The sequence below is a fragment of the Streptomyces sp. IMTB 2501 genome, from assembly GCF_001953885.1.
GTDB lineage: Bacteria > Actinomycetota > Actinomycetes > Streptomycetales > Streptomycetaceae > Streptomyces.
Window position 1 is genome coordinate 1 of sequence record NZ_MQUS01000019.1, and the last position, 25,032, is coordinate 25,032.

20 protein-coding genes are annotated in these 25,032 nt (G+C 71.4%); 10 read left to right on the top strand and 10 right to left on the bottom strand.

Annotation, left to right across the window (positions count from 1 at the left end; all coding sequences use genetic code 11):
• The first annotated feature begins 359 nt into the window (after positions 1-359).
• Complete coding sequence (locus AV521_RS28590; RefSeq protein WP_076092157.1) at positions 360-809, top strand: PTS glucose transporter subunit IIA; 450 nt, start codon at positions 360-362, stop codon at positions 807-809.
• A 78-nt stretch (positions 810-887) separates the two neighbouring features.
• Positions 888-2,558, top strand: a complete 1,671-nt coding sequence (ptsP, locus tag AV521_RS28595; protein ID WP_076092159.1) for a phosphoenolpyruvate--protein phosphotransferase — start codon at positions 888-890, stop codon at positions 2,556-2,558.
• 69 nt (positions 2,559-2,627) lie between these two features.
• On the opposite strand, the gene AV521_RS28600 is transcribed toward ptsP, so the two are convergent.
• Positions 2,628-3,521 carry a hypothetical protein gene (locus tag AV521_RS28600; protein ID WP_076092161.1) on the bottom strand — a complete coding sequence of 298 codons (894 nt, stop codon included), beginning with the start codon at positions 3,519-3,521 and terminating at the stop codon, positions 2,628-2,630.
• 315 nt (positions 3,522-3,836) lie between these two features.
• A complete protein-coding gene (locus AV521_RS28605) occupies positions 3,837-5,813 on the bottom strand; it encodes an acetoacetate--CoA ligase (RefSeq protein WP_076092163.1) in 1,977 nt (658 codons plus the stop codon).
• 215 nt (positions 5,814-6,028) lie between these two features.
• On the opposite strand from AV521_RS28605, the gene AV521_RS28610 reads away from it, so the two are divergent.
• The gene (locus AV521_RS28610) at positions 6,029-8,386 is read left to right on the top strand and encodes a glycoside hydrolase family 31 protein (RefSeq protein WP_179023447.1); all 2,358 of its coding nucleotides are present in this window, start codon (positions 6,029-6,031) and stop codon (positions 8,384-8,386) included.
• A gap of 10 nt (positions 8,387-8,396) precedes the next feature.
• Here AV521_RS28610 and AV521_RS28615 read toward each other — a convergent pair whose 3' ends face one another.
• Together AV521_RS28615 and AV521_RS28620 are read right to left on the bottom strand one after the other, a co-directional pair.
• Positions 8,397-8,933, bottom strand: a complete 537-nt coding sequence (locus AV521_RS28615) for an NUDIX domain-containing protein (protein ID WP_076092167.1) — start codon at positions 8,931-8,933, stop codon at positions 8,397-8,399.
• A 46-nt stretch (positions 8,934-8,979) separates the two neighbouring features.
• Positions 8,980-9,789, bottom strand: a complete 810-nt coding sequence (locus AV521_RS28620) for a M15 family metallopeptidase (RefSeq protein WP_076092169.1) — start codon at positions 9,787-9,789, stop codon at positions 8,980-8,982.
• A 74-nt stretch (positions 9,790-9,863) separates the two neighbouring features.
• On the opposite strand from AV521_RS28620, the gene AV521_RS28625 reads away from it, so the two are divergent.
• The 5 genes from AV521_RS28625 to glpK all read left to right on the top strand — a co-directional run bounded on the left by AV521_RS28625 (position 9,864) and on the right by glpK (position 16,024).
• Positions 9,864-10,310, top strand: coding sequence for a Zn-ribbon domain-containing OB-fold protein (locus tag AV521_RS28625; RefSeq protein ID WP_076092170.1), 447 nt, complete (start codon positions 9,864-9,866; stop codon positions 10,308-10,310).
• Positions 10,307-11,497: a lipid-transfer protein gene (locus AV521_RS28630; RefSeq protein WP_076092172.1), complete on the top strand. Its 1,191-nt coding sequence runs from the start codon at positions 10,307-10,309 to the stop codon at positions 11,495-11,497. Before AV521_RS28625 ends, AV521_RS28630 begins: the two co-directional genes overlap by 4 nt.
• Positions 11,498-11,632: 135 nt before the next feature.
• Positions 11,633-13,282: a GGDEF domain-containing protein gene (locus AV521_RS28635; protein ID WP_076092174.1), complete on the top strand. Its 1,650-nt coding sequence runs from the start codon at positions 11,633-11,635 to the stop codon at positions 13,280-13,282.
• 368 nt (positions 13,283-13,650) lie between these two features.
• Complete coding sequence (locus AV521_RS28640) at positions 13,651-14,391, top strand: MIP/aquaporin family protein (protein ID WP_076092176.1); 741 nt, start codon at positions 13,651-13,653, stop codon at positions 14,389-14,391.
• A gap of 112 nt (positions 14,392-14,503) precedes the next feature.
• Positions 14,504-16,024, top strand: coding sequence for a glycerol kinase GlpK (glpK, locus tag AV521_RS28645; RefSeq protein ID WP_076092178.1), 1,521 nt, complete (start codon positions 14,504-14,506; stop codon positions 16,022-16,024).
• 173 nt (positions 16,025-16,197) lie between these two features.
• Here the strand turns inward: glpK and AV521_RS28650 are convergent, their stop codons facing one another.
• From AV521_RS28650 to AV521_RS28665, 4 genes are all read right to left on the bottom strand, one after another.
• The gene (locus AV521_RS28650; RefSeq protein ID WP_076092180.1) at positions 16,198-16,803 is read right to left on the bottom strand and encodes an ATP/GTP-binding protein; all 606 of its coding nucleotides are present in this window, start codon (positions 16,801-16,803) and stop codon (positions 16,198-16,200) included.
• A gap of 203 nt (positions 16,804-17,006) precedes the next feature.
• Complete coding sequence (locus AV521_RS28655; protein ID WP_076092182.1) at positions 17,007-17,402, bottom strand: DUF742 domain-containing protein; 396 nt, start codon at positions 17,400-17,402, stop codon at positions 17,007-17,009.
• A 9-nt stretch (positions 17,403-17,411) separates the two neighbouring features.
• Positions 17,412-17,846, bottom strand: coding sequence for a roadblock/LC7 domain-containing protein (locus AV521_RS28660; protein WP_076092184.1), 435 nt, complete (start codon positions 17,844-17,846; stop codon positions 17,412-17,414).
• Entirely contained in the window at positions 17,843-20,902 is a 3,060-nt protein-coding gene (locus AV521_RS28665) for a nitrate- and nitrite sensing domain-containing protein (RefSeq protein WP_179023449.1), read from the bottom strand. Before AV521_RS28665 ends, AV521_RS28660 begins: the two co-directional genes overlap by 4 nt.
• Before the next feature lie 418 nt (positions 20,903-21,320).
• Here AV521_RS28665 and AV521_RS28675 point away from each other — a divergent pair, with 418 nt between their 5' ends.
• Positions 21,321-21,851 (top strand): hypothetical protein, encoded by a 531-nt coding sequence (locus AV521_RS28675; RefSeq protein WP_076092188.1) that lies wholly within the window; start codon positions 21,321-21,323, stop codon positions 21,849-21,851.
• A gap of 248 nt (positions 21,852-22,099) precedes the next feature.
• Here AV521_RS28675 and AV521_RS28680 read toward each other — a convergent pair whose 3' ends face one another.
• Together AV521_RS28680 and AV521_RS28685 are read right to left on the bottom strand one after the other, a co-directional pair.
• Complete coding sequence (locus AV521_RS28680) at positions 22,100-23,287, bottom strand: NAD(P)/FAD-dependent oxidoreductase (protein WP_179023452.1); 1,188 nt, start codon at positions 23,285-23,287, stop codon at positions 22,100-22,102.
• A 202-nt stretch (positions 23,288-23,489) separates the two neighbouring features.
• Positions 23,490-23,813, bottom strand: coding sequence for a bifunctional 3-phenylpropionate/cinnamic acid dioxygenase ferredoxin subunit (locus tag AV521_RS28685; RefSeq protein ID WP_076092190.1), 324 nt, complete (start codon positions 23,811-23,813; stop codon positions 23,490-23,492).
• 303 nt (positions 23,814-24,116) lie between these two features.
• Here AV521_RS28685 and AV521_RS28690 point away from each other — a divergent pair, with 303 nt between their 5' ends.
• Entirely contained in the window at positions 24,117-24,956 is an 840-nt protein-coding gene (locus AV521_RS28690) for an IclR family transcriptional regulator (protein ID WP_371917073.1), read from the top strand.
• Positions 24,957-25,032: the final 76 nt, after the last annotated feature.

Here is a 25,032-nt window from a genome sequence, read left to right on the forward strand (position 1 = left end):
ACTCACCCTCTCGGGCTTTCCTCCGGGCGCTTCCCTTCGGTGTTCCAAACTCTATCAGGGTTTTTCCGGCCCTCTGACCACCCTCCTGCGGACATGCAGAAGCGGATCCAGAGATAGGATCTGACGAGTTTGGGTTCCGCTGGGCGAGGGCGCTCTCGCGTTCCTCCGCCCCAGGCAGGAGTACGACTGTACACGGAGTCTTGAAGGCCGTGCAAATCCACGGGGCTGGTGGTCTAGACCACTAACTGGTAGCTTCTAAACGGAACCGCCACTTCATATGACATACCCTGCTGCTCAGTGTGCCGTCCGGGACAGGCAGTGACGGCCCGTAAGCAGCTCCACTCCTTGGGAGGCTTCCCATGACCACCGTGACGTCCCCTCTTGCCGGACGTGCCATCGGACTGGCCGAGGTGCCGGATCCGGTCTTCTCCGGGGCCATGGTCGGCCCGGGCACCGCGATCGACCCCGTGCGTGAGGCGTCCGAGGCCGTCGCGCCCGTGGACGGCGTCATCGTCTCCCTGCACCCGCACGCCTTCGTCGTGGTGGACGAGAGTGGGCACGGCGTGCTCACCCATCTCGGCATCGACACCGTGCAGCTCAACGGCGAGGGCTTCGAGCTGCTCGTCAACAAAGGGGACACCGTGACGCGCGGCCAGGCCATCGTGCGCTGGAACCCCGCCGCCGTGGAGGCCGCCGGCAAGTCACCGGTATGCCCCGTCGTCGCTCTCGAAGCCACGGCCGAGTCCCTCTCCGATCTCCGTGACAGCGGAGACGTGAAGGCCGGCGACAGCCTCTTCGCCTGGAACTGACGGCGGTGCCGTCTGCGGGCGGCGATCAGGACAACCATCGCGGCGGCGGGACCCGCCGCACTATCGGAGACGGGTGAGATGGAGACAACGCTGCAAGGCGTGGGCGTGAGCCATGGCGTGGCCATCGGCGAGGTTCGGCACATGGGTACGGCGGTGCTGGAGCCGCCGGTCAAGTCCATTCCCGCGGAGGAGGCGGAGCGTGAGCAGGGGCGCGCCCGCCAGGCCGTGGACGCCGTTGCCGCCGATCTGATGGCGCGCGGAAATCTGGCGGGGGGCGAGGCCCAGGCCGTGCTCGAGGCGCAGGCCATGATGGCTCAGGACCCCGAGCTGATGGCGGACGTGGACCGGCGAATCGCCGTCGGCAGTACGGCCGAGCGTGCGGTGTACGACGCCTTCGCGGCGTACCGGGAGCTGCTCGCTGGTGCCGGTGAGTACCTCGCCGGCCGAGTGGCCGACCTGGATGACGTGCGGAATCGTATCGTCGCCCGGCTGCTGGGCGTTCCGATGCCGGGCGTGCCGGACAGCGACCAGCCGTATGTGCTCGTGGCCCGGGACCTGGCTCCTGCCGACACCGCGCTGCTGGACCCATCTCTGGTGCTCGGTTTCGTGACCGAGGAGGGCGGGCCGACCAGCCACAGCGCGATCCTGGCGCGGGCGCTGGGGGTGCCGGCGGTCGTGGCGCTGCCGGGTGCCGGTGAGCTGGCCGAGGGCACGGTGATCGCCGTCGACGGCAGCACCGGCGACATCTTCGTGAACCCGAGTGAGGCGAAGAAGGCGGAGCTGGAGGCCGCGGCCGCCGCGCGGAAGGCCGCGCTGGCCGCCTCGACCGGGCCGGGCGCGACCGCGGACGGGCACAAGGTGCCGCTGCTGGCCAACGTGGGCGGGCCGGCGGACGTACCGGCCGCTGTGGAGGCCGGGGCCGAGGGTGTCGGTCTGTTCCGTACCGAGTTCCTGTTCCTGGACGACAGCAAGAACGCTCCTTCCGAAGAGAAGCAGGTACAGGCCTACCGGCAAGTCCTGGAGGCGTTCCCCGAGGGCCGTGTGGTCGTGCGGGTGCTGGACGCGGGTGCGGACAAACCGCTGGACTTCCTGACTCCGGCCGACGAGCCGAACCCGGCGCTGGGCGTGCGGGGTCTGCGGACGCTGCTGGACCATCCCGAGATCCTGCGTACGCAGCTGACCGCGCTGGCGAAGGCCGCCGAGGGGCTGCCCGTCTACCTCGAGGTCATGGCGCCGATGGTCGCGGACCGCAGGGACGCGAAGGCGTTCGCGGACGCCTGCCGTGAGGCGGGGTTGCAGGCGAAGTTCGGCGCGATGGTGGAGATCCCGTCGGCCGCGCTGCGGGCGCGTTCGATCCTGCAGGAGGTCGAGTTCCTGTCGCTGGGTACCAATGACCTCGCGCAGTACACGTTCGCGGCCGACCGGCAGGTGGGCGCGGTGTCCCGGCTTCAGGACCCGTGGCAGCCGGCGCTGCTGGATCTGGTCGCGCTGTCGGCGGAGTCGGCCAAGGCCGAGGGCAAGAGCTGTGGTGTGTGCGGTGAGGCCGCGTCCGACCCGCTGCTGGCCTGTGTGCTGGCCGGTCTGGGGGTCACCTCCCTGTCCATGGGTTCGGCGTCGATTCCTTATGTCCGGGCAACGCTGGCGAAGTACACGCTGGCGCAGTGCGAGCGGGCCGCGGCGGCCGCGCGTGCCGCGGAGAGCGCCGAGGAGGCGCGCAGCGCCGCTCAGGCGGTGCTGTCCGGCGAGTAGCCGGGCCGACGCGTCCGGTCTGCCGGGTTCAGGGGCGTCCCGCCTTCGGGTGGGGCGCCCCTGGCGCGTTCAGTGGCGGTGGCCCGGTGCTGTGTTCTCCTCTCCGAGGTCGGGGGGTTCGCAGTAGTCGACGCCGGATTCCGGGGAGATGAGATCTCCGGATTCGACGTCGGTGCAGTAGGCGTCGAACACCTCGGAGGCAGTGAGGGGTTCGAGGGAGCCGGCGCGCAGTCGCCAGCCGTAGACGCGGTCGGTGGTGCCCGGGGCGCTGGTGCGCAGGACGAGTCCGCCGGGGCTGCGGGTCGCGAGGCCGAGGGCGAGGACGCTGGTGAATTCGAGGGCTTCGGCCTCGTCGAGGCGGGTGTCGCCGTGGCTGTCCTGGTCGGCGTGCAGGACGGAGACGAGGGTGTCCGGTGGCCCGGAGACGCTGCACACGAGGTGCCGGTCGCCCGGTGGTGCGGTGTCAAGGATGCGGACGAGGAGGTCGGAGGCGCGGGAGAAGCCCGCCCTGCCGATGTCCTCGCCGCAGGTGGGGCAGGGGCCGAGGCGGGAGAGCAGGGTGGTGGCGTACTCCCATGTGGCCTGTCGTACGGCTTCGTCCACGAGGGCCGGTACGAGGGTGGCGAGGGGTTGGCCGTCGTAGGGGATCGTGGGGCCCGTGGCCGCGAGTTCGGCGGTGAAACGGGTCCGGCTGGCCGGGGCTTCCGGGTCGAGGCCGGCTTGCTCGCAATAGTCGGCGTAGTCCTCGGGGTCGAACAGGGCGAGGGTGGTGTGGGTGCCCTGGGCGGCTCGGGTCTTGAGGACGGACTCGACCTGTTGGAGGTAGGTCGCGTGGTCATCGAAGGTGAAGCTGCGGTAGCGCCGCATGGCGCGGAAGTCGTGTTCGTCGGTGAGCAGGCCGATGGTGCCGGCGATCTCGCGGCGCAGGACGCGTCGCAGGGTCTGGTGGTCGGTGTGCGCCATGTTTCCCCCAAAGTGCGCAGTCGATCAATGCTCACTCACCGTAACCGGCGGCACTGACAACGGGCTCCTCTTGCTGCGGTCGCGGACCCGGCGATGCTGGAGTGCGCAGGTCGCGGCGGCGGTGGCGCCGGAGACGGTCCGGAGCGGGTTGAACCTGTGGGGGTGCCTGGGCACGAGGTTCTGTCTGTCCTCCCGGTCGGGCGTGCGGATCACCGTCGCCGGGTTGGAGCCGACCGATGGTGCGCGGCCGGCCTCGGACTTCGCTGCCGTGCCGGGCGAGTCCGAGGCCGGCGAAGAGGCGTAGTGCCCGTGGGGTCAGGCGCGCTTGCGGGCGAGTTCCTCGTAGAAGTCGAGCAGGGCGAGGTTGTCGATGGAGCCGGGGTTGACCGCCTTTTCCAGGGGCGTGCCCTGCAGGAGGCGCTTGACGGGGACCTCGATGCGCTTGCCGGTGAGGGTGTGCGGGATGCCGGGGACCTCGATGATCTCGTCGGGTACGTGCCGTGGCGAGAGCTGTTCGCGGATGGTCTGCTTGATGCGGTTCAGGAGTGCCTCGTCGAGCAGGGCGCCCGGCGCGAGGTGCACGAACAGCGGCATCCAGTAGCCGCCGTCGGGCTGTTCGATGCCGATGACGAGGGATTCCCTGATCTCGGGCAGGCGCTCGACGACCTCGTAGATGTCGGCCGAGCCCATGCGTACGCCCTGCCGGTTGAGGGTGGAGTCGGAGCGGCCGTGGATGATCACGGTGCCGCGTGAGGTGACGGTGATCCAGTCACCGTGCCGCCAGACGCCGGGATAGGTGTCGAAGTAGCTGTCGTGGTAGCGGCTGCCGTCGGGGTCGTTCCAGAAGCGGATCGGCATGGAGGGCATGGGGTTGGTGACGACCAGCTCGCCGACCTCGTCGATGACGGGGTTCCCGCTCGGGTCCCAGGCCTGCAGGTCGGTGCCGAGGCCGGGCGCCTGGAGCTCGCCGGTGTACACGGGGAGCGTCGGTACGCCGCCGGCGAAGCAGGAGCAGACGTCGGTGCCGCCGCTGACGGAGGCGATCCACAGGTCGGCCCCGCTCTGTGCGAACTCATCGTGAAGCCAGCGGAAGCCGTCGGGTGGCAGGGGCGAGCCGGTGGTGGCGACGCACTTCACCGTGGACAGGTCGAAGTCGCGCGCCGGGTGGACGCCGGCCTTGCGGCAGGCCATGACGTAGGCGGCGGAGGTCCCGTAGAGGGTGGCTCCGGTGCGCTCGGCGATCCGCCACTGGGCACCGGTGTCAGGGTAGCCGGGGCTGCCGTCGTAGAGGACGATCGTCGTGCCCGTGAGCAGGCCGGAGACGAGGAAGTTCCACATCATCCAGCCGGTCGAGGTGTACCAGAAGAAACGATCCTCGGGGCCGAGGTCGCAGTGCAGACCGAGCTGTTTGAGGTGTTCGACCAGGATGCCGCCCTGGGACTGGACGATGGCCTTGGGCAGGCCGGTCGTGCCCGAGGAGTACAGCACCCACAGCGGGTGGTCGAAGGGCACCTGCTCGAAGACGGGCTCGGTGTCCCCCGCCGTCAGCGCCGACCACTCCAGGGCGCCCTCGGGTGCCTCGGTGCCGAGCAGCGGGATGTGGACGACGGCACGCAGGGTGGGCAGCTCACGGCGCAGTTCGGCGACGATCTCGCGGCGGTCGTGCTCCTTGCCGCCGTAGCGGTAGCCGTCGACGGTGAACAGGACGACGGGTTCGACCTGCTGGAAGCGGTCAAGGACGCTGCGGGCGCCGAAGTCGGGGGCGCAGGAGGTCCATACGGCGCCGACGGCGGCCGTGGCGAGCAGGGCGACGACGGACTGCGGGATGTTGGGCAGGTAGCCGCTGACGCGGTCGCCGGGGCGGACGCCGAGGGCGCGGAGTCCGGCCGCGAGGGAGCCGACCTGGCGGCGCAGTTCGGCCCAGGTCACCGGGCGGGGTTCATGCGTCTCGTCGACGTACAGGAGGGCGGGTCCGTCCGCGCGGTCGGCCGCGGCCCGCAGGGCGTGTTCGGCGTAGTTGAGGGTGGCTCCGGGGAACCACTGGGCGCCCGGCATCGAGCGGTCGCCGAGCACGCGCGCGTAGGGCGTCGAGAACCGTACGTCGAAGAACTCCGTGACGGCTTCCCAGAAGGTCTCCAGCTGGTCGACGGACCACTGGTGCAGGGCGGGGTAGCCGCCCTCGGCCGGGGCGCCGTGGTGCTCGGCGGCCCACGCCTGGAACTGGGTGATGCGGGCCTGGGCGATCCGCTCGGGATCGGGCTGCCAGAGCGGCTGGGGGTTCTCGGTCGACATGGGGGCGGCTCCCGGGCTGTGCGCGTCGTGGGCGTCGGTCCGCGCACGGGCTGGGGTGTGCGCGTGACGCGGCTGACAGGGACGATGCCATGTGATCGACTTCTACACCAGGGCGCGCCCCACATAGTCCGTGTCGTGAAGATGTGGTCCCGGCACGGGTGAACGGCAGTTGAACGACACGCACGCGTGGGGCGCTCAGTGGCAGGGTGAGCAGCATGGACGGTCGTGACCTGGTGCGTTCGGTGAGTGTGGTGGGTTCGGGGAGGGCGGCTCGGGGGTTGCGTACCGTACGGGCCGCGTGGCGCAGGCGGAGGATCGACGCTGCCGGGCTGCCGCGGCGAGGTGCCGAGCGGGCGCGGGTTCCGGGTCAGGTGCAGGGCGCGGAGCCGGGGCCGGGTGGGGGGCTGATCAGGTTCGGCCGGTCCGAGCTGCGGATCACCGTCGCGGTGAACGGGGCGGTGTTCTGGGGGTGGGACGGGGCGGGCCCCCAGCCGTCGTACGCGCTGGTGGAGGGCCCGGATCCGGATCCGCGGGCGGTGCTGGAGCCGGACAAGGACGGTGGCTGGCGGGTGGTCGCCGAGCGGGTCACGGTCACCGTCTCGCGGCACGGCGCGGTGCAGGTGTGCACGCCCGGCGGTGTGACCCTGCGGCGCGATCTGCCGCCGCGCTGGTGGGAGCCGGCCGGCGGGGGCACGGCACGGTGGATGCAGCGCTCGGAGGTGGCGGCAGACGCCCGCTTCTTCGGTCTGGGCGGCCGGGCGTCCGGGCCCCGGCTGCGGGACGGCACGTACCGGCTGTGGAACACCGATCCCGGCCGGGCGTTCGGCCCCGGCGACGATCCGCTGTATCTGACGATGCCGGTGCAGCTCGTAGTGGCCGACGCCGGCACGCATCTTGTGTTCCACGACACCACGTGGGACGGCACGGTGGTGCTGCGGGAGGGCGAGGAGGGCGCCGGGTCCGGGCACGACCGCGTGGGGCGCTGCGAGGTGCGGATGGACGGCGGTCCGCTGCGCTGCTGGGTGATGGTGGGCACCCCCGCGCGCGTGCTGCACATCTGGGCCTCGCTGACGGGTGCGCCCGCGCTGCCGCCCGCGTGGGCTCTGGGCCACCATCACGCGCGGTGGGGCTTCGGCAGCGAGCAGGAGGTGCGCCGGATCGTCGCGGGCTACCAGCGGCACGGGCTGCCGCTGGACGCCGTGCACCTGGACATCGACCACTACGACGACCACCAGGTGTTCACGGTCGACCGGGAGCGTTTTCCGAAGCTGCCCCAACTCGCCGAGGAGCTGCGGCGGGACGGGATCCGGCTGGTGTCGATCGTCGATCCGGCTGTGAGGGCGACGCCGGGCAACGCCGTGTACGACAGCGGTACGGCCGTGGACGCGTTCGTTCGGGACTTCTCCGGGCGCACGGTCCGCGGTGTGGTGTGGGCCGGCGAGTCGGCCTTCCCGGACTTCACGCGCGCGGGCGTGCGCAAGTGGTGGGGCGGGCTGTACGAGGAGCGGCTGGGGCAGGGCTTCGCGGGGTTCTGGCACGACATGAACGAGCCGACGTCGTTCAACGCCTTCGGCGAGCCGACCCTGCCGCGTTCGGCCCGGCATGCCCTGGAGGGACGCGGGGGCGACCACCGGGAAGCGCACAACGTGTATGCACTGTGCATGGCCCGGGCGGGCTACGAGGGGCTGCGTGAACTGGCACCCGAGCGGCGGCCGTTCCTGTTCTCACGCTCCGGCTGGGCGGGGCTGCAGCGGTACGGGGGCACGTGGTCCGGGGACGTGGCGACGGGCTGGCCGGGGCTGCGGGCGTCGCTGGCGCTGGTGCTGGGGCTCGGGCTGTGCGGGGTGCCGTACTCGGGCCCGGACGTGGGCGGTTTCGACGGCAGTCCGTCGCCGGAGCTGTATCTGAGGTGGTTCCAGCTCGGCGCGTATCTGCCGCTGTTCCGCACCCATGCGAGTCTGCGGGCGGGGCGCCGGGAGCCCTGGGAGTTCGGTGCCGAGGTGCTGGAGCACGCGCGCGTGGCGTTGCTCGAACGGCGGCGGCTGCTGCCGTACCTCATGACGCTGGCGCATCTGGCCCGGCGCACCGGCGCCCCCTATGTGCGGCCGGTGTGGTGGGGGGCGCCGGAGGACCGGGCGCTGCGGAACTGTGAGGACACGTTTCTGCTCGGGGAGGGTCTGCTGGTGGCTCCGGTGCTGGACCCGGGTGCCGGCCGGCGTGCGGTGCAGCTGCCGCGCGGGCGCTGGTACGACGCGGCGACGGAGGAGGCGCACGAGGGGCCGGCGCAGGTTCTCGTCGACGCGCCGCTGTCGCGGATACCGGTGTTCGCGCGCGCGGGTGCGGTCATTCCCGTGCGGGGTGCCGACGGCGGCATCGAGCTGGAGGTGTGGGCACCCGCGCGTGGCCGGACCGGGGGCGGTCTGGTCGTGCCGGACGCGGGCGACGGGTGGGACGAACCGGAGATCGAACGTTACGTCGCCCGCCAGCAGGGCCGTGGGGTGGTGGTCACCCGGGCGGGGGAGAACGGCTCCGCCGAGCCGCCCTACCCGGTGCGGGTACGGGGGCTGGACTGAGCCGCGCGACTCAGACGTAGCGGCCCTCGAACCAGGCCCGTACGGCCACGGTGTGCAGCGGGAAGGCGAGTTCCTCGGGCCTGCGCAGCAGCCGCCAGCCCTCGGTCTCGTCCGTGGGGTCGGCGGGTGGCAGTCCGTGCACCGGGCGCTCCGGGAGGAGTCCGAACAGCAGCAGATGCCCGTCGGGCGAGCTCATGGCGTCCACGAGCCGTACATCGCGGGCGGCCGCGTCAATGCCGGTCTCCTCCTTGAGCTCGCGTACGACGGCCTGTTTCCAGTCCTCGCGGTCGTCGATGTAGCCGCCGGGCAGGGCGGTGCCTCCGCGCGCGGGGGCGATGGTGCGGGTGATGACGACCAGGGCGGTGCCCTTGGTGTCGTACACGGGCTGGAGCGCGATCGCGACCGGCAGCGGATTGCGGTAGGCGACGGCCCCGCAGGAGGGGCAGGTGCGCGGCCAGCCGGAAACGCCCTCCCCATAGGGCGCTCCGCAACTCGAACAGTGCGAGTCTGGTGCGGAGTTGACAGTTGAGTGCTGAGTTTCGGACACGCGCGGACTGTATCCGATCGAAAGAGGACCCTCTTCCGGAGCCTGCTCAGTCGCCGTTGATGAGCGACTTCCAGGACACGGGGAAGTCGAAATAGGTGTCCGGATACGGCTCCGGCTTGTAGGTGTAGTGCCACCACTCCTCGGCGAGGTTCACGAATCCGACGCCCTCCATGGTGTTCTTGAGCAGCAGCCGATTGGCGCGCTGTTCGCCCTGGATGCGCGGGTCGAGGGTGTGCGCGAGGGTGTCGAAGCAGTCGAATCCGGTACCCATGTCGACGGAGTTGTCGGGGAATCGCTCGTTTTTGGGCGCGAAGCACGGCACGAGCGGCTCTCCCGGGTGGTACGGCCGGGTCGGCCTCGCCGGGAGCTTCACGATCGTCAAGTCCATGGTCGAGCCGCGGCTGTGGCCGGATTTCTCAGCGATGTAACCGTCCTCGAACAGCCGGGTCTTGTCGACTTCCGGGTAGAACTCGCCCTTCATCGCCTGGTCGTCGAGGTCCTTGGCCCAGCGGACGAAGTGGTTCACGGCCCGTTGGGGCCGGTAGCAGTCGTAGACCTTGAGGGTGTAGCCCTTGCGCAGCAGTGTGAGCTGCACCTTGTGGAGGGCTTCGGCGGCGGGGCGGGTGAGGATGCAGATCGGCTGCTGGTAGCCGTCGATGCGCCGGCCGACGAAGTTGTGCGGGGTGAAGTAGCGGATCTCCTGGATGATCGTCGGGTCCACGGTTCTCAGGGCTACGAAGTCCTTCGGAGCCCTGGGCTCCGTGTTCGCCCGGGCGGTGGCGGAGGCGGCGGTCACGGCCAGCACGGCGGCGAGGGCGGTGACGAGACCGCGGACTGCACGGGTGAGTCGTGTCATGTCTCCGCCCTGCCCATTTCCGGATACCCGTGACACACTTCTGACGATCCGTCAGATCATGACAGGGAGGGGCTTTGTCTCGGACACGTACACCCGCGGTCGCCGGCTGGTTCATCGGTGACGGGGACGGCTTCCGACTGCTGGGCACCCGCTGTTCGTCCTGCGCCACGGTGTTCTTCCCACGCGAGGACGTCCACTGTCGCAATCCGTATTGCACGGGCGGCTCCCTGGAGGAAGTCCCTCTGTCGCGAAAGGGGCGAATCTGGTCGTACACGGATAGTCGATATCGCCCGCCGTCACCCTATGTGAGTAGTCCGGAACTTCCGTGGGAGCCGTACGCGTTGATCGCGGTGGAGCTGGCCGCCGAGCGGATCGTGGTACTGGGACAGGCGGCTCCCGGGGTCACCGTCGCCGATCTGACGGTGGGCATGGAGGTGGAGGTCGTCCCCGGAGTGCTCCACGAGGACGCGGAGACGACCTGGACGACCTGGCACTGGCGGCCGACGGGGGTGAGGGCATGACGAAGGACGTGGCGGTGCTCGGCGCGGGCATGCACCCATGGGGCAAGTGGGGACACTCCTTCGTGGACTACGGGACGGCGGCGGCTCGCGAGGCGCTCGCGGACGCCGGGCTCGACTGGCGGCACATCGGCTCGATCGTGGGCGCGGACACGGTGCGTGGGGGATATCCCGGGTATGTGGCGGGAGCCACGTTCGCCAAGGCCCTGGGCTGGCAGGGGGCCAGGGTGGCGAGTGTGTACGCGGCGTGCGCCTCCGGGGCGCAGGCGATCGCCGCGGCGCGGGCACAGATACTCGCCGGGCTCGCGGACGTGGTCCTCGTGGTGGGGGCGGACGCGGCGCCCAAGGGCTTCTTCCGGCCGGCGGGCGGGGAGCGTCCGGATGATCCAGACTGGCTGCGCTTCCGGCTGCTGGGCGCGACGAATCCGACGTACTTCGGGCTGTACGCGCGGCGGCGGATGGCGGTGCACGGGGACACCCCAGAGGACTTCGCGCTGGTCAAGGTGAAGAACGCCGCGATGGGCGCGCTCAACCCGTACGCCCGCTACCGCAAGCGGGTCACCGCCGAGCAGGTCGCCGCCTCCGCGGTGGTCGCCGATCCGCTGCGGCTGCTCGACATCTGCGCCACCTCCGACGGCGGCGCGGCCCTGGTGCTCTCCAGCATGGACTTCGCGCAGCGGCACGCAGTCGCCCGGCCGGTGCGGATCCGGGCGGTGTCGACGGTGACCCCGCGCTTCCCGAACACGGTGCTGGACCTGCCCGACATCGCCACGGACTCCGCGGTGGCGGTGGCGGCCGCCGGTGAGACCTTCCGGGCATCCATCGCCCAGGCGGCCTACGAGGAGGCGGGCATCGGCCCGGAGGACCTGTCGCTGGCCGAGGTCTACGACCTGTCCACCGCGCTGGAGTTGCAGTGGTACGAGGATCTGGGGCTGTGCGGCGAGGGCGAGGGGGCGAAACTGCTGCGGGAGGGGGCGACGGCGCCGGGCGGCCGTATACCCGTCAACACAAGTGGCGGGCTTGCCTCTTTCGGGGAGGCGGTGCCGGCGCAGGCCATCGCCCAGGTGTGCGAGCTGACCTGGCAGTTGAGAGGCGCGGCGGGCAACCGCCAGATCGCCGGGGCGCGCGTCGGGATCTCCGCCAACCAGGGGCTGTTCGGGCATGGATCGTCGGTGGTGGCGGTGCGGTGACGGAGAACATGAGGAGAGCATGGTGTGACAGCTGGGGCTGCTGAGTTTGCCCACGCTGTGTGACCGCCCCGGAATCCTGTGTGAACGTCTCATGAACTGGGCATAGGGGCATCCGGGCGGCGCCATCATGCTCCCGTGCACTCCTGGACGGACACTCTCCGCTTCGCCTTCCAGCCGGTGGTCAACCTGAGGACGGGCGCGGTCACCGCACTGGAGACGCTCGCCCGCCCGGAGACCGGTGACATCCTGGCCGAGGCCCGCAGAGATCCCGAACTCGACGGGAAACTCACGGTGTTGGCGCTCCGCGCGGCGACACGCAAGGAGACCCTGCTGCCCCTGCACCTCAACGTGTTCGCGGCCACGCTCGCCGACCTCGGTGGCCTCAGGCAGCTGCACGACGCCGTGCGGGCAGCCGGGCGCATGCCCTGGGAGGTGACGCTGGACATCGTCCCGCCCTACACGCACGTGCCGCAGCGGGCCCTGCTGGAGGCCGTGGCCGCACTGCGCGAGCAGGGGTTCCGGATCAGCGCGGACGGCATCGGGGACGGCGACGTACCGTTGCGGCTGCTCACCGATCTCTCTCCCGACCTGGTCAAGCTCGACGCCTCGCTGCTGTCCCGGCCGGCCGCGGTGCGGGCGATGCGGACACTGTGCGAGGAACTGGGGGCCCTGGTCGCGGTGGAGGGAGTCGAGACCGAACTGCAGTACACGGCGGCGCTGTCCGCCGGGGCCCAGCTGGCCCAGGGCGAGCTGTTCGCGCCGCCGGCCCGGATTCCCGCCGCGGACGTATACGTTCCGCCCCGCTCCCCCGGCGCCGTCGCGGTGCCCCGGTCCGGGCCGTCGGTGCGGGAGTTCGTGCGTCCGGCCGCCGTACTGCCGGTGACCGTCTCGGCGGGGCAGGTGCGGGCGCTGCTGACCGGGTCACCCGACGTGTCCGGTGTGCTGCTGGTGGATCAGGCCGGCAGGCCCGTGCGGTCGGTGCATCGCTCGCGCTTCCTGCTGTCGATGTCCGGCCGGTACGGACACGCCCTGTACGCCGACCGGCCGGCCTTCAAGTTGGGGGACGCGCCCCGCACGGTCGGCGTCGACGCAACCGCCTGGGAGGTGTTGGACGTCGTCGCGATCGGCGGCCGGGACCGGACCTCCGACGATGTCGCGGTGGTTGACCGGCACGGGCGCTGCGTGGGCGTCGTACGGCTCGCGGACCTGGTGCGGGCGCTGGCCGAGAGCCGGGTCGAGGAGGCGGCCGGGCTCAATCCGCTGACCCGGCTGCCCGGTTCGGACACGATCACGAGCGAGGTGGACCGGTGGATCGCGGACGGCCGGAGCTTCGCGCTCAGCTGGCTGGACATCGATCACTTCAAACAGGTCAACGACGGTGCCGGGTTCGCCGCCGGCGACGAACTGATCCGGTCGGTGGGGCGAGCGCTGCAGCAGGCGGTCTCGGGGCACGCGCGCGTGGGGCACATCGGCGGGGACGACTTCCTGGTGCTGGCCGAGGAGGAGGCGCTCGGTCCGCTGGTCGGCGCCGTGCTCGACGCGCCCTGGACGGCGGCGGACCAGCCGGTCACGCTCTCCCTCGCGACCGTCGTGTGCGCACCGGGAAGCGTGGGCGACCACCGTCAGGCCGCCGCCCAGCTCGCTCCGCTGAAACAGGCGGCCAAGGCGCTGCGCGGGGCGAGCTGGGTGCTCGGGCGCGCCGGGCTGCCCGGTCACGAGGTCCGGCGCGGTCCGGGGGCGGCACCGGCTCAGGCCGGATACGCGGCCGCCGAGCCAGGGTGGTGAACGTCCTTCCTGTACATGGCCGTTGCGGCCCCACTGCACGTCCGTCGAGACCCTGCGGCGGTGGCGGGGCCGCCGGGCAGATCGCTGTCACCGTCGCCGTCGGCAACCTTGACGCCCCCGGGACGCCGGTGAACACTTCCCGGTGTCAGTCGACATCGCCGTACATTCTCGGTGTTATCAGGCACAGCGCCATGGGTCCGTCCTGCTCCACGGCCCGTCCCTCCCTGGCGATACGGCTGCGACGGCACGCTCGTCACGGACGCCGGGCGGAGCGCGGGGCTCCCTGCCTTCGGCTGACGTCGCCAAGGGAACCTTCCTGCACGGAGAGCCGGGGCCGAGCGCCCCCGACCGGCGTCAAGGGAGCCGCTATGAGCAACGGACACATCTTCGTCGGCGAGGTCATCGGCACCGCGATCCTGATCCTGTTCGGTGCCGGTGTCTGCGCCGCCGTCACCCTCAGACACTCCAAGGCGCGGGCCTCGGGCTGGGCCGTCATCGCGTTCGGCTGGGGCTTCGGCGTCCTGGCGGGGGCGTACACCGCGGCGCCCCTCTCCGGTGGCCAGCTCAATCCCGCGGTCACCGTCGGCATAGCCGTGGACACCGGCCATTGGGACAAGGTCTGGGTCTATCTGCTCGGCGAGATGGCCGGCGCGATGCTGGGCGCGGTTCTTGCCTACCTGGTGTACTTCGCGCAGTTCCAGGCCAACAAGGGCACGGGTGGGAGCGCCGACGACGCGCCACTGCCGACCCTGGGCATCTTCTCGACCATCCCGGAGATCCGGAACCCGGTCGCCAACCTCATCACCGAGATCATCGCGACGATGGCCCTGGTGCTGCCCATCCTCGCCTTCGGGCAGACGAAGGGGCTCGGCGAGTCCGGCACCACGGTGCTGGTCGTCTCGCTGCTCGTCGTCGGTATCGGCCTCGCCCTCGGCGGGCCCACCGGCTACGCCATCAACCCGGCGCGTGACCTCGGCCCGCGCATCGTGCACACCTTCCTGCCGATACCGAACAAGGGCACGTCCGACTGGGGTTACGCCTGGATCCCGGTGGCCGGCCCGCTGATCGGCGGGGCACTCGCGGGCCTCGTCCACAACGCGGCCTTCTGACCCGGCGCGTGCGACGCGGCCTTCCGGGCCGACGACCGCCCCGCAGCCTTCTGCCCACCGACCCCAACGCGGCCCTCTGACCCAGCGACCCGACCACGACCCAGGGACAGCCATGACGGACACCGCCGAGAAGTACGTCGCCGCCATCGACCAGGGCACCACGTCCAGCCGCTGCATCGTCTTCGACCACAGCGGCGCGATCGTCGCCGTCGACCAGCGCGAGCACCGCCAGATCTTCCCCAAACCGGGCTGGGTGGAGCACGACGCGACCGAGATCTGGTCCAAGGTTCAGGCCGTGGTGGCCGGAGCACTCGCCAAGGCCGGGCTGCGCGCCGACCAGCTCAGCGCACTCGGCATCACCAACCAGCGGGAGACGACGGTCCTGTGGGATCGCGCCACGGGCAAGCCCGTGCACAACGCGATCGTCTGGCAGGACACCCGCACTGCAGCGCTGTGCAACGAACTGGGCGGTGCGGACGGACAGGACCGCTTCCGCGAGCAGACCGGGTTGCCGCTCACCAGCTACTTCTCCGGGCCCAAGGCGGCCTGGCTGCTGGACCATGTGCCCGGCCTGCGGGAGCGGGCCGAACGCGGCGAGATCGCCTTCGGGACCATCGACTCCTGGCTGATCTGGAACCTCACCGGCGGCCCCGACGGCGGTCGGCACGTCACCGACGTCACCAACGCGGGCCGCACCATGCTGATGAACCTGGAGACGCTCCAGTGGGATCCGGCCATCCTGTCCGCCATGAACGTGCCCCCCGCCGTCCTGCCCGAGATCAGGTCCTCCGCCGAGGTGTACGGCACGGCGGTCGGCCAACTAGCCGGTGTACCCGTGGCCTCCGCACTGGGCGACCAGCAGGCCGCCGTCTTCGGGCAGGCCTGCTACGACGTGGGCACGGCGAAGAACACGTACGGCACCGGCAGTTTCCTGCTGCTGAACACCGGCAACCGGCCGGTACCGTCCAAGAACGGGCTGCTGACGACGATGGGCTACCAGATCGGCGCGGAGGCGCCGGTGTACTGCCTGGAGGGGTCCATAGCGATAACGGGCGCGCTGGTCCAGTGGTTCCGCGACCAGCTCGGCATCATCCGCACCGCCGACGAGATCGAGACACTGGCGGCGAGCGTCGAGGACAACGGCGGCGCCTACATCGTGCCCGCGTTCTCAGGGCTGTTCGCGCCCTACTGGCGCTCCGACGCGCGCGGTGTGGTCACCGGCCTCACCCGGTACGTCACGAAGGCCCATCTCGCCCGCGCGGTGCTGGAGGCAACGAGCTGGCAGACCCGGGAGGTCGTGGACGCCATGTATCAGGACTCCGGTGTCCGGATCTCCACGTTGAAGGTCGACGGCGGCATGACCAAGAACAACCTGCTCATGCAGCACCAGGCGGACGTCCTCGGCGTGCCGGTGATCCGGCCCCGGGTGTCGGAGACGACCTGTCTGGGCGCCGCCTACGCGGCCGGTCTGGCGACGGGAGTGTGGAACGACCTGGACGAGCTGAAGTCCCACTGGCAGCGGGACGCGAAGTGGACACCGGCGATGGAGTCGTCGGTACGCGACCGCGAGTACCGCAACTGGCGCAAGGCCGTGGAGAAGAGCCTCGGGTGGCTGGAGGAGGACGGCTCATAGCGGAGGGCGCGTAGAAGGAGTACGACACATGAAGGAGCCCGCCGCACGCGCGCGTGGAGTGCTCCTCACCGGACCACGGCCCGTACCCCGGTCGGCGGGGGTACGGGCCGTGCCCGTCGGCCGGCGGAAGGGGCGTGCCTCAGGGGTCTGACGAAGGGTGCGTGCCTCCTGGGTCAGCCGAGGGCGGCCTGGCGACGGTCCGTCGCGTGGTCCATCGCATGCTGGACCACTCCGATGAGCACTTCCTTGACCGACTGCCGGTCACGCGCATCGCAGAGCAGCACGGGAACGTCGTCGTCCAGGTCGAGGGCCTGCCGTACGGCCTCGATCGGGTAACGGGCCGATCCCTCGAAGCAGTTGACGCCGACGACAAAGGGCAGGGAACGCCGCTCGAAGTAGTCGACGGCGGCGAAGCAGTCCTCCAGCCGGCGGGTGTCGGCGAGGACGACGGCGCCGAGGGCGCCCTCGGACAGCTCGTCCCACATGAACCAGAACCGTTCCTGTCCGGGTGTGCCGAAGAGGTACAGCACCAGGTCCTCGCGCAGCGTGATCCGGCCGAAGTCCATGGCCACGGTGGTGGTGTGCTTGGCCTCCACACCGCTGGTGTCGTCGACCGGGCGTCCGGCCTCGGAGAGCACTTCCTCGGTGCGCAGCGGCCGGATCTCGCTGACCGCCCCGACGAGGGTCGTCTTGCCCACGCCGAAGCCGCCCGCCACCAGGATCTTGAGCGTGACGGGCTCGACCGGGGGCTTGCCGCGCTCAGAACGCCCGAAGATCATCGGTCTCTTCTCCTGCTTGATGGGGGTCGGGCGGCGGCCGACCGTGGCCGCCGCCGGGGGTTTCGATGCCGCGTACCGTCGCAGGACCGCGGCTCGTGGCCGAGGCGGGTGACGGTACGCACGGCCCGCCCCGGGACGAAGTCCGCCGTGCCGCCGGGGCATTGGCCGTGGGCTGTCACGTCAGTGCTCCGTTCCCGGGCCCGTCACAGCGCCCGGAGGCCATTGATGACGTCGCGCAGAATACTCTCGTCCGGCAGTTCGGCCGGGGGTACCGGGCGCGTGACATGGACGAGTTCCGCGTGCACGAGGTCGCCGATCAGGACCCGCACCACGCCGATGGGCAGGGCGAGTTCGGCGGCGAGTTCCGCGACCGACTGCGGTGCGTCACGGCAGAGCCCGACGATCTCCACGTGCTCGGGCGACAGCGTCGGATCCCTCTCCGGATCGCCGACATCCGGTTCCGTGACGACCACCGCGATCACGTCGAGCCGGTGCTGGGCCGGGCTCGTGGTGCGGCCGCGCGTCATGGCGTACGGACGGACGACCGGTCCGGCCTCGTCGTCGAACCAGTGGTTTCTTCCCTGACCGTCTGTGCTCATGTCATCCCACTACCCGCCTGCGGGCAGATCGGTGCGCGGGGCGGTGCCCAGATGCACACCGACCCGCTTGACCAGGAGCGTCATCTCATAGGCGACCTGTCCGACGTCGGAGTCGGCGTCGGAGAGGACCGCGAGGCAGCTGCCGTCCCCGGCGGCGGTGACGAACAGGAAGGCGTCGTCCAGCTCGACCACCGTCTGCCGTACGCTGCCCGCTTCGAAGTAACGGCCGACGCCCTTGGCGAGGCTGTGGAAGCCGGATGCGACGGCTGCCAGATGCTCGCTGTCCTCCCTGGTCAGGTCCTTGGACACACCCGTGGGCAGGCCGTCGCCGGACAGCACGACGGCCTTGCGGATGCTGGCGACCCGGTCGACCAGGTCGTCCAGGAGCCAGTTCAGCTCCCCCTTGTTCGTCGCCGTGTGGTCGGTCGCCTTCGGTGCGGTCATCGACCGTCCCCCTTAGTCGTTCCTTGTGCTGTGCCGTTCTGGACGTCCTCGCCCGCGGCGTTCTCCTCGCGGCCGCGCTGCCAGCCGCGCTGGAGCGAGGCCATTCTGCTGCGGACCTCATCGGCGTCACGGTCGGCGGGTCGCGTCGCGCGTTCGGTCGGCCGCGCGGTGTCCTCTTTGAGCTGTGGAGCCAGGCTGGCCTGCCGTACCCGCCGGGGCAGGGGGCCGGCGGCCGGCTCCACCTCGCCGGTGGGCCGGGGCGCCCGACCGCCGGAGCGGGTCGCCTCGCCGGTGAGCCGGGGCGCTTGGCCGGTGGGCTGGCCTCCCTCCCCGGTCGGCTCGGCCGTGCCGCCACGCGGAAGGGGCTCTCCGCCCGTGGGCCCACCCGTAGCGCCGCCGGAACCGGCCCGCTCGCCTGTGAACCCGGCCCTGGCATCGTCGGCCTGCCGTGGGGCGCCCTGGTCCGCGGCGGCGGGCGGCGTGGGCCGGGTACGCCGGGGCAGCGCGGGGACCTCGGAGGTGGCGTCGGCGCCCGCGGCGGGAGCCGATCCGCGTTCCTCGACTCGGTCGGTGGGTTCGGCGGGGCGGCGGGCGGCCGTGGTGCGCCGGCGTGCGGGCAGCGGGGCCAGTGCGCCGGTGTCGGGGCGGCGAGCGGCGGCGGAGGGCTGCTCGTCGGGGTCGTCCCGGCGGGAGCGCTGGTCGGTGACGGGCTTGCCGTGCGAGCTGACCAGTTTGGGCGTCTGCCGGCGCGGCAGCGGTATGGGCCCGCGGTCGCCGTCCTCGCCCCGAGACCGGCGGTCTCCGTCGCCTCCGCGTGCCCTCTGGTCACCGTGGTCTTCGCGTGCCCAGCGGTCGCCGTCCTCCTCGCCCGACCCGCGGTCGGCGGACGGGGAGGGCGTCGGATCGTCGGCGCGGGCGAGGGAGCGGCGGGGCCGGAACAGTCCGCCGCGCTCGCTTTCCTCGTCCTCCAGGACGCCGGGGAATTCGTCGATGGCGTCGAGATCCACCGGCGCCTCCAGTTCGACCGGACCGTCCAGCAGCGAAGTCGGCAGGCCGGGCAACTGCACCGGCCCCGTGGCGCGTCCGCCGGCTCGGCCCGCCTGCCCGATTCCCTTCCGGCCGCGGTCGCGGTCGAGCCGGAAACCGAGGCCGTTGGTGTCCGGTACCTCGTCACTCAGCAGCGCGTCGGGGATGAAGACGACGGCGGTGGTACCGCCGTAGGGCGACGGCTGGAGGGACACCCGGACGTTCTGGCGCTGGGCGAGCCGGCTGACCACGAACAGACCGAGCCGGTCGGTGTCGGACAGTTCGAACTCGGGGGTCTCGGCCAGGCGCAGGTTGGCGTCCAGGAGGGTCTCGGCCGTCATGCCGAGACCCCGGTCGTGGATCTCCAGTGTGAAGCCGTTGGCGACCCGCTCGCCGAGCACCTGGACGGCGGTGTGCGGGGGTGAGAAGACCGTGGCGTTCTCCAGGAGTTCGGCCACGAGGTGGGTGAGGTCGGCGACGGCCGGGCCGGTGACGGCGACCCGGGGCAGGCGCCGGACCTCGATGCGTTCGTAGTCCTCGACCTCGGCGACGGAGGCACGCACGATGTCCATCAGCTGTACCGGGCGGCGCCACTGCCGGGAAGGTGCGGCGCCGGAGAGGATCACCAGGCCTTCGGCGTGCCGGCGCATACGGGTGGTGAGGTGGTCCAGACGGAACAGGTCGGCGAGTTCGTCGGTGTCCTCGGTACGGCGTTCCATGGTGTCGAGCAGCGTGAGCTGCTTGTGCAGCAGCACCTGGCTGCGGCGGGCGAGGTTGACGAAGACCTCGGAGACCCCGGAGCGCAGCTCGGCCTGCTTGACGGCGGCCTCCACGGCGGCGCGCTGGAGGGTGTTGAGGGCCTGGCCGACCTCGCCTATCTCGTTCTTGTCGTACTCCAGGCGCGGCACCTCGGTCTCGACATCGACCTCCTCCCCTGCGGACAGGCGGCGCATCACGCTGGGCAACCGGACGCCGGAGGCCTCGTGCGCGTCCAGGCGCAGCTGGCGCAGGTCCCGGACGAGGCTGCGGCCGATCCGGACGGACAGGACGAGGGAGAACACGAGCGCGACCAGACCGAGGATGCCCGCGACGGCCGCCTGCAGGATGACGCCGATGGCCACGGGGTGCGTACGGCTCTGGAAGCGGTCGCCCACCTGGTCGTCGAGGGTGCCGAGTTGGTCCAGGACGCCTGCGGCCTCGGAGTCCCAGCTCTGCGCGGTGACACCGCGTGGAGTGCCGGAGTCCGTGTTGATGACGGTCTGTTCGGCCGTGCGCAGCGGGGTGGTGGTGGCGTTCTTCCAGAGGCGTGCGTAGCGATCGCGCTCGGCGGAGGGCAGCAGCGGCAGGCTGACCTCGTACAGGACGGTTCGCTGGGCGACGAGGTCGGAGATGTCACGGGTCTCGGCACGCGTGAGCGTGCCGACGACGAGGGAGGAGCCGAGCAGGGCGTCCTCGCGGGAGAGCAGCTCGCGGGCGCGGCTCACGTTGACCATCGCGCGGGACTGCGCGTCCAGTTCGACGTCGTCGATGCCTTCGAGGCCGGCGAGCAGGGTGAAGCAGGGGTCGACGAGGCGGTTGTACAGGTCGAAGGCCTGGGCGCGGGAGACGGTGCCCTGCTCGACACTGCGGCGCAGGGAGTCGAGGCCGTCGAAGGCGTCCAGGACCGCGGAGACGCGTCCGCTGTCGTTCGCGTCCATGGCATCGAGGACGTCGTGGTCGCCGGCGTTCTTCCGGATCTTGGCGATCGCCCGGTCGGTGACGGTGCGGGTGCGCTGCAGCGCGGTGAGAGCGTCGGCCGCTCGCGGGTCGGCGAGGTAGACGAGGGTCTGGCGGCGCTCCTGCTGCAGTCCCCGGACGGTGTCCTCGGCGGGGTAGCCGATTTCCTGCTTGACGTCCGAAACGTGGAACAGCCGGGCGACGTCGCGCCCCGTGAGTACCGTTGCGAAGCCCCAGACGGCGGTCAGGGACACCAGCGGCACGAGAAGCAGCGCCACGATCTTCCGGCGGATCGACTTCCCGCGAAAGCGCATGGCCTCCCCCAGCTCGACCCCCGCCGGCCGGGGGTGCACATGTCCGTCAACAAACGGCGCGAGCCTACTACCGCCCCACACCTAACTCGAAGACATGTCCGGAGGGCGAACTTCCACTCCGGCGGCGAGACATGGCGAGTTGTCCGGGCATTGCGGGAGATTGCCACCTCGATCCGGCCCGCACGCCCGGTGGGACCGCGAAGTCGCAGCGGGGCGGTTGGCTGGAATTTTTCGCAGGTGGGGAATCTTCCGACGGTCTCATTCGTCCTTCTCTACGGGAAATGGGGGCGGAATGGGCCACAGGAGCCGCATCCCGCACCCCGGCGGCGTAAAACAGCGCAAGCCGGGCAGTCACTGGGGGTCGGAATCCTGTGGCACAGGGGCGAGCGGTCTGCTGGCGGTGGGGAGTGACACGGTGATGGGCACGGCGGAGCGGCGCGAAGCGCCTGAGAAGAGCGGGGCGGAGCGCTCGGCGGCGCGGCGGGATCCGAGGGCGCCGGATCGCGACATTCCGGTGCGGGGGCGCGCCGGGGAGCCCGGCGGCGAACGGCGGCAGAACTACCGTCCGTTGTGGATCGAGGAGCCGGCCAAACGGCACCCGATGCCGGACCCTGTGCGTACGGCGGCGGTGCGGGCGCTCCTGATCATCGCGGTGACGCTGATCCAGGCGATGGTGGCGTTCCTGTGCACGATGGCCGACTCCTGGCTGGCGTTCCCCATGGTGATCAGCAGTGTGGCGAGCACGGTGGTGGCCACCTGGGCCGTGGTCGACGTATGGGTGACCCGCCAGGTGTGGAACCAGCGCTACGGCGTCCTCTCCGAGCCGAGCAGCACGGCCCGGGCGCTGCGCCGCGAGCGGCGCGCCCGCCGGCGCGAGGAGCGGGCTGCCCTGCGCGAGCAGGAGCGGATACGCCGACGGGGCGGCACCGGGCAGCTGTCCCATCTCTGAGCAGGAGCGGGCATGGCCGGCATGACCTGGTGTCCTGAGTCAGAGACTCTTCGTCAGATCGGACAGAGACGCCATGAAAACAGCCTACCGACTTGGCCTCGTCATTTCTGGCGCATCACACTAGTGGCGCATCACACTAGTGGGGTCACGCCGGTCCCGGCCCGCCACCGCTCACCGGTCGGCTGCCCCTCGCCGAGTCGCCCACCGCCCCCGCGCGGGAGGCCGGTCACCACCGGCCGCCTCCGCCGTCACAGCACGGCCGGTACGGCCTGTTCCCGTTCCTGTCGCTGGAGTTCGCGTCGGGCCCGCATAAAGGCGCGGGGCCGGTCGACTCCGAGTACGGCGACGGTACGGCCACCTCGCTCGTAGTGGGCGAGGAAGCCGGACTCGCCGGGGCCGTCGTCGGTGATCCCGCCCTCGGTGAGGTGGACGGTGTCGCCGTCGCGGTGCCGGCCTGCGAACTGGATACGGGAGCCGTACTGGTCGGACCAGAAGTACGGCACCGTGCGGACCCGTTGGAGGGTGCGGCCGGCGAGCAGGTTGGTCACGGCGACACGGGGCTGCTCGGTGGCGGAGGTCCAGTGCTCGGCCCGGCTGCCGCCCACGCGGGCGACGTCACCGACCGCGACCACCTGGGGCAGGGCCGTGGCACAGCCGTCGTCGCACAGGACACCGTCGTGCAGGGCGAGCGTCGAGCCCGCCAGCCAGGAGGTGTTGGGGGCGGCGCCGATGCCGACGATCACGATGTCGGCGGGGAGCGTGCGGCCGTCGGCGAGGTCGACACCGGTGACGGTGGCGGTGCCGCGCAGGCCGGCCACGCCGGTTCCGGTGATCAGTTCCACCCCGCGGCGCCGGTGCAGGGCGGCGCACGCGGCGGCCATGTCCGCACCGAGCTGGGGCACCAGCGGCAGCGGTGCGGCCTCGACGACGGTGACCGCATGGCCGAGCCCGGCACACGAGGACGCGGTCTCGGCGCCGATGAAGCCACCGCCGATGACGACGACCTGGCGAGGTCCTCGGCCGAGGTCGGCGCGCAGGGCGCGGGCGTCGTCCAGGGTGCGCAGGCTGTGGACGCCGGCCAGGCTGTCGCCGGGAAGCCGGCGGGCGGCGGCGCCGGTGGCGAGGACGACACCGTCGGTGGAGACCGTACGGCCGTCGTCGAGGACGACGGTGTGGCCGCGGGTGTCGAGCCCGCGGGCGCGGACGCCGAGCAGCCACTCGGCGTCGAGTCCGGCGGTTTCGACGGCGTCGGTCAGAGCGAGCTGATCCTCGTCGATGCGGCCGGCGAGGAAGTCCTTGGAGAGAGGAGGCCGGTCATAGGGCTGGTGGGGTTCCTCGCCGACGATCACCAGTCGGCCGTCGAAGCCCTGGGCGCGCAGTTCCCGGGCGGCGTAGAGCCCGGAGAGGGAGGCGCCGACGATGGTCACGGTCCTCATACGGCACGGCTCCTTGCGTGGGTGGCGGGACGGAGGGGGCGAACCAGTGCCTCAACGGCGGGACGGCGCGCCGGTGTCCGGCCGGCGGGCCGGGGGCTGACGGATCGGAGCGCGCGGCGCCTCGCGGCGCGGAGGGCCGCGGCGGTGCCGCCGCGGTGTCGACGGGGGTTCTCGATGCGGCCGCCTCGGCCGGCGGTGGTGTTCATGCTGCCGTCCCCTCCTCCGCCGTGAGGTGGACGTGGACGACGCCGTCCTCGACGGTGACGCGGTGGGTGCGCACGGGTCGGCGAGCCGGCAGGCAGGTCGGCTCGCCGGTGCGCAGGTCGAAGAACGCGGCGTGCAGCGGGCATTCGACCAGGCAGCCCTCCAGCCAGCCCTCGGAGAGGGACGCGTCCTGGTGGGTACAGGTGTCGTCGATGGCGTACAGCCCGCCGTCGTCGGTTCGGAACACCGCGACGGGCGGCGTGGTCTCGACGCGGACGGACTCACCCTCGGGGAGGTCTTCGAGGCGGCAGACGGGAATCACGGGCCCCCCTCTCGGTCCGGGACACTCGGTCCGGGACCTGCTCGATGCAGGCGTCAGGGATGACAGACGGGAGTCCGGACCTACGGCGGTCCGGCTCGGTGCAGCAGTAAGGAAATGCCGGACCGTCGACGGTCCGGGTCGTCCGGCACCCTTCCGGGATCCGGACGCTTCGGTAACATGATGTTCCGTATAGCGCACGAGCAAGCCGCTATGCGCAACAGAATCCGGGCGGGACGACCGTCGCGTCAAGGGCTTCCCGCAGATGCGGCCCGAACCGGGCCCACAGGTGGTGAGAGTTGAGCCATGACCCGCACGCAGAAGCAGTCTGAACGCGGCGAGGAGAGCACGGAGAACCCAAGGAGCCCGGAGAGGCAGAACGGCCGTGGCACGGCCAGTGCGGTGCAGTCGGTGGACCGCGCCGTGAGCGTGCTGGAGATCCTCGCCCGGCACGGCGAGGCGGGCGTCACCGAGATCGCCGAGGAGCTGGACGTGCACAAGTCCACGGCGTTCCGGCTGCTCGGCGTCCTGGAGAACCGCGGCCTGGTGGCCCAGGCGAAGGACCGCGGCAAGTACTACCTGGGGGCCGGCGTACTCCGCCTCGCGGGGGCGGCGGCAGTGCGCCTGGACATCTCCCAGGAGGGCGTCCCGGTCTGCCGGGAAGTCGCCGACGAGCTGGGCGAGACAGTGAACATCGCCGTGCTCGACGACGACGCGGCGGTCAACATCATGCAGGCCCGTGGCACCGCGTCGGTCACCGCGCAGAACTGGCTGGGCAGGCGCACACCGCTGCACGCCACCTCCAGCGGAAAGGTGCTGCTCGCGCACATGCCGCCCACCCTGCGCGAGGGCCTGCTGGCACGCACGCTGCCGCGGTTCACCGATCGGACCATCACCGGCGCGACGATGCTGCGCGCGGAGCTGGAGGCCGTGGTCGAGCAGGGCTACGGCATCACGATCGAGGAGCTGGAGCTGGGACTCGCCGCCGTCGCGGCGCCGGTGCGCGCGCACGACGGCAAGGTGATCGCCGCGATCAGCGTCTCGGGGCCGGTCTACCGGCTGAATCCGGACCGGCTGCCGGAGGTGGCGAAGCGGACCGTGGCGGCCGGCGCCGAGCTGTCGCGCCGGATGGGTTACGGGTTCTGATCCGGCACGGAAGCGAGGCGCGCACTGCCTGCGCAGAGCACGAACCGCCGCGCGGGACCGGGAAGTTCCCGGTCCC

Coding starts and splice junctions, on each gene's coding strand:
- AV521_RS28590 (WP_076092157.1), top strand. CDS start 360: ATGACCACCGTGACGTCCCCTCTTGCCGGACGTGCCATCGGACTGGCC.
- ptsP (WP_076092159.1), top strand. CDS start 888: ATGGAGACAACGCTGCAAGGCGTGGGCGTGAGCCATGGCGTGGCCATC.
- AV521_RS28600 (WP_076092161.1), bottom strand. CDS start 3,521: ATGGCGCACACCGACCACCAGACCCTGCGACGCGTCCTGCGCCGCGAG.
- AV521_RS28605 (WP_076092163.1), bottom strand. CDS start 5,813: ATGTCGACCGAGAACCCCCAGCCGCTCTGGCAGCCCGATCCCGAGCGG.
- AV521_RS28610 (WP_179023447.1), top strand. CDS start 6,029: ATGGACGGTCGTGACCTGGTGCGTTCGGTGAGTGTGGTGGGTTCGGGG.
- AV521_RS28620 (WP_076092169.1), bottom strand. CDS start 9,789: ATGACACGACTCACCCGTGCAGTCCGCGGTCTCGTCACCGCCCTCGCC.
- AV521_RS28630 (WP_076092172.1), top strand. CDS start 10,307: ATGACGAAGGACGTGGCGGTGCTCGGCGCGGGCATGCACCCATGGGGC.
- AV521_RS28640 (WP_076092176.1), top strand. CDS start 13,651: ATGAGCAACGGACACATCTTCGTCGGCGAGGTCATCGGCACCGCGATC.
- glpK (WP_076092178.1), top strand. CDS start 14,504: ATGACGGACACCGCCGAGAAGTACGTCGCCGCCATCGACCAGGGCACC.
- AV521_RS28650 (WP_076092180.1), bottom strand. CDS start 16,803: ATGATCTTCGGGCGTTCTGAGCGCGGCAAGCCCCCGGTCGAGCCCGTC.
- AV521_RS28655 (WP_076092182.1), bottom strand. CDS start 17,402: ATGAGCACAGACGGTCAGGGAAGAAACCACTGGTTCGACGACGAGGCC.
- AV521_RS28660 (WP_076092184.1), bottom strand. CDS start 17,846: ATGACCGCACCGAAGGCGACCGACCACACGGCGACGAACAAGGGGGAG.
- AV521_RS28665 (WP_179023449.1), bottom strand. CDS start 20,902: ATGCGCTTTCGCGGGAAGTCGATCCGCCGGAAGATCGTGGCGCTGCTT.
- AV521_RS28675 (WP_076092188.1), top strand. CDS start 21,321: ATGGGCACGGCGGAGCGGCGCGAAGCGCCTGAGAAGAGCGGGGCGGAG.
- AV521_RS28680 (WP_179023452.1), bottom strand. CDS start 23,287: ATGAGGACCGTGACCATCGTCGGCGCCTCCCTCTCCGGGCTCTACGCC.
- AV521_RS28690 (WP_371917073.1), top strand. CDS start 24,117: ATGACCCGCACGCAGAAGCAGTCTGAACGCGGCGAGGAGAGCACGGAG.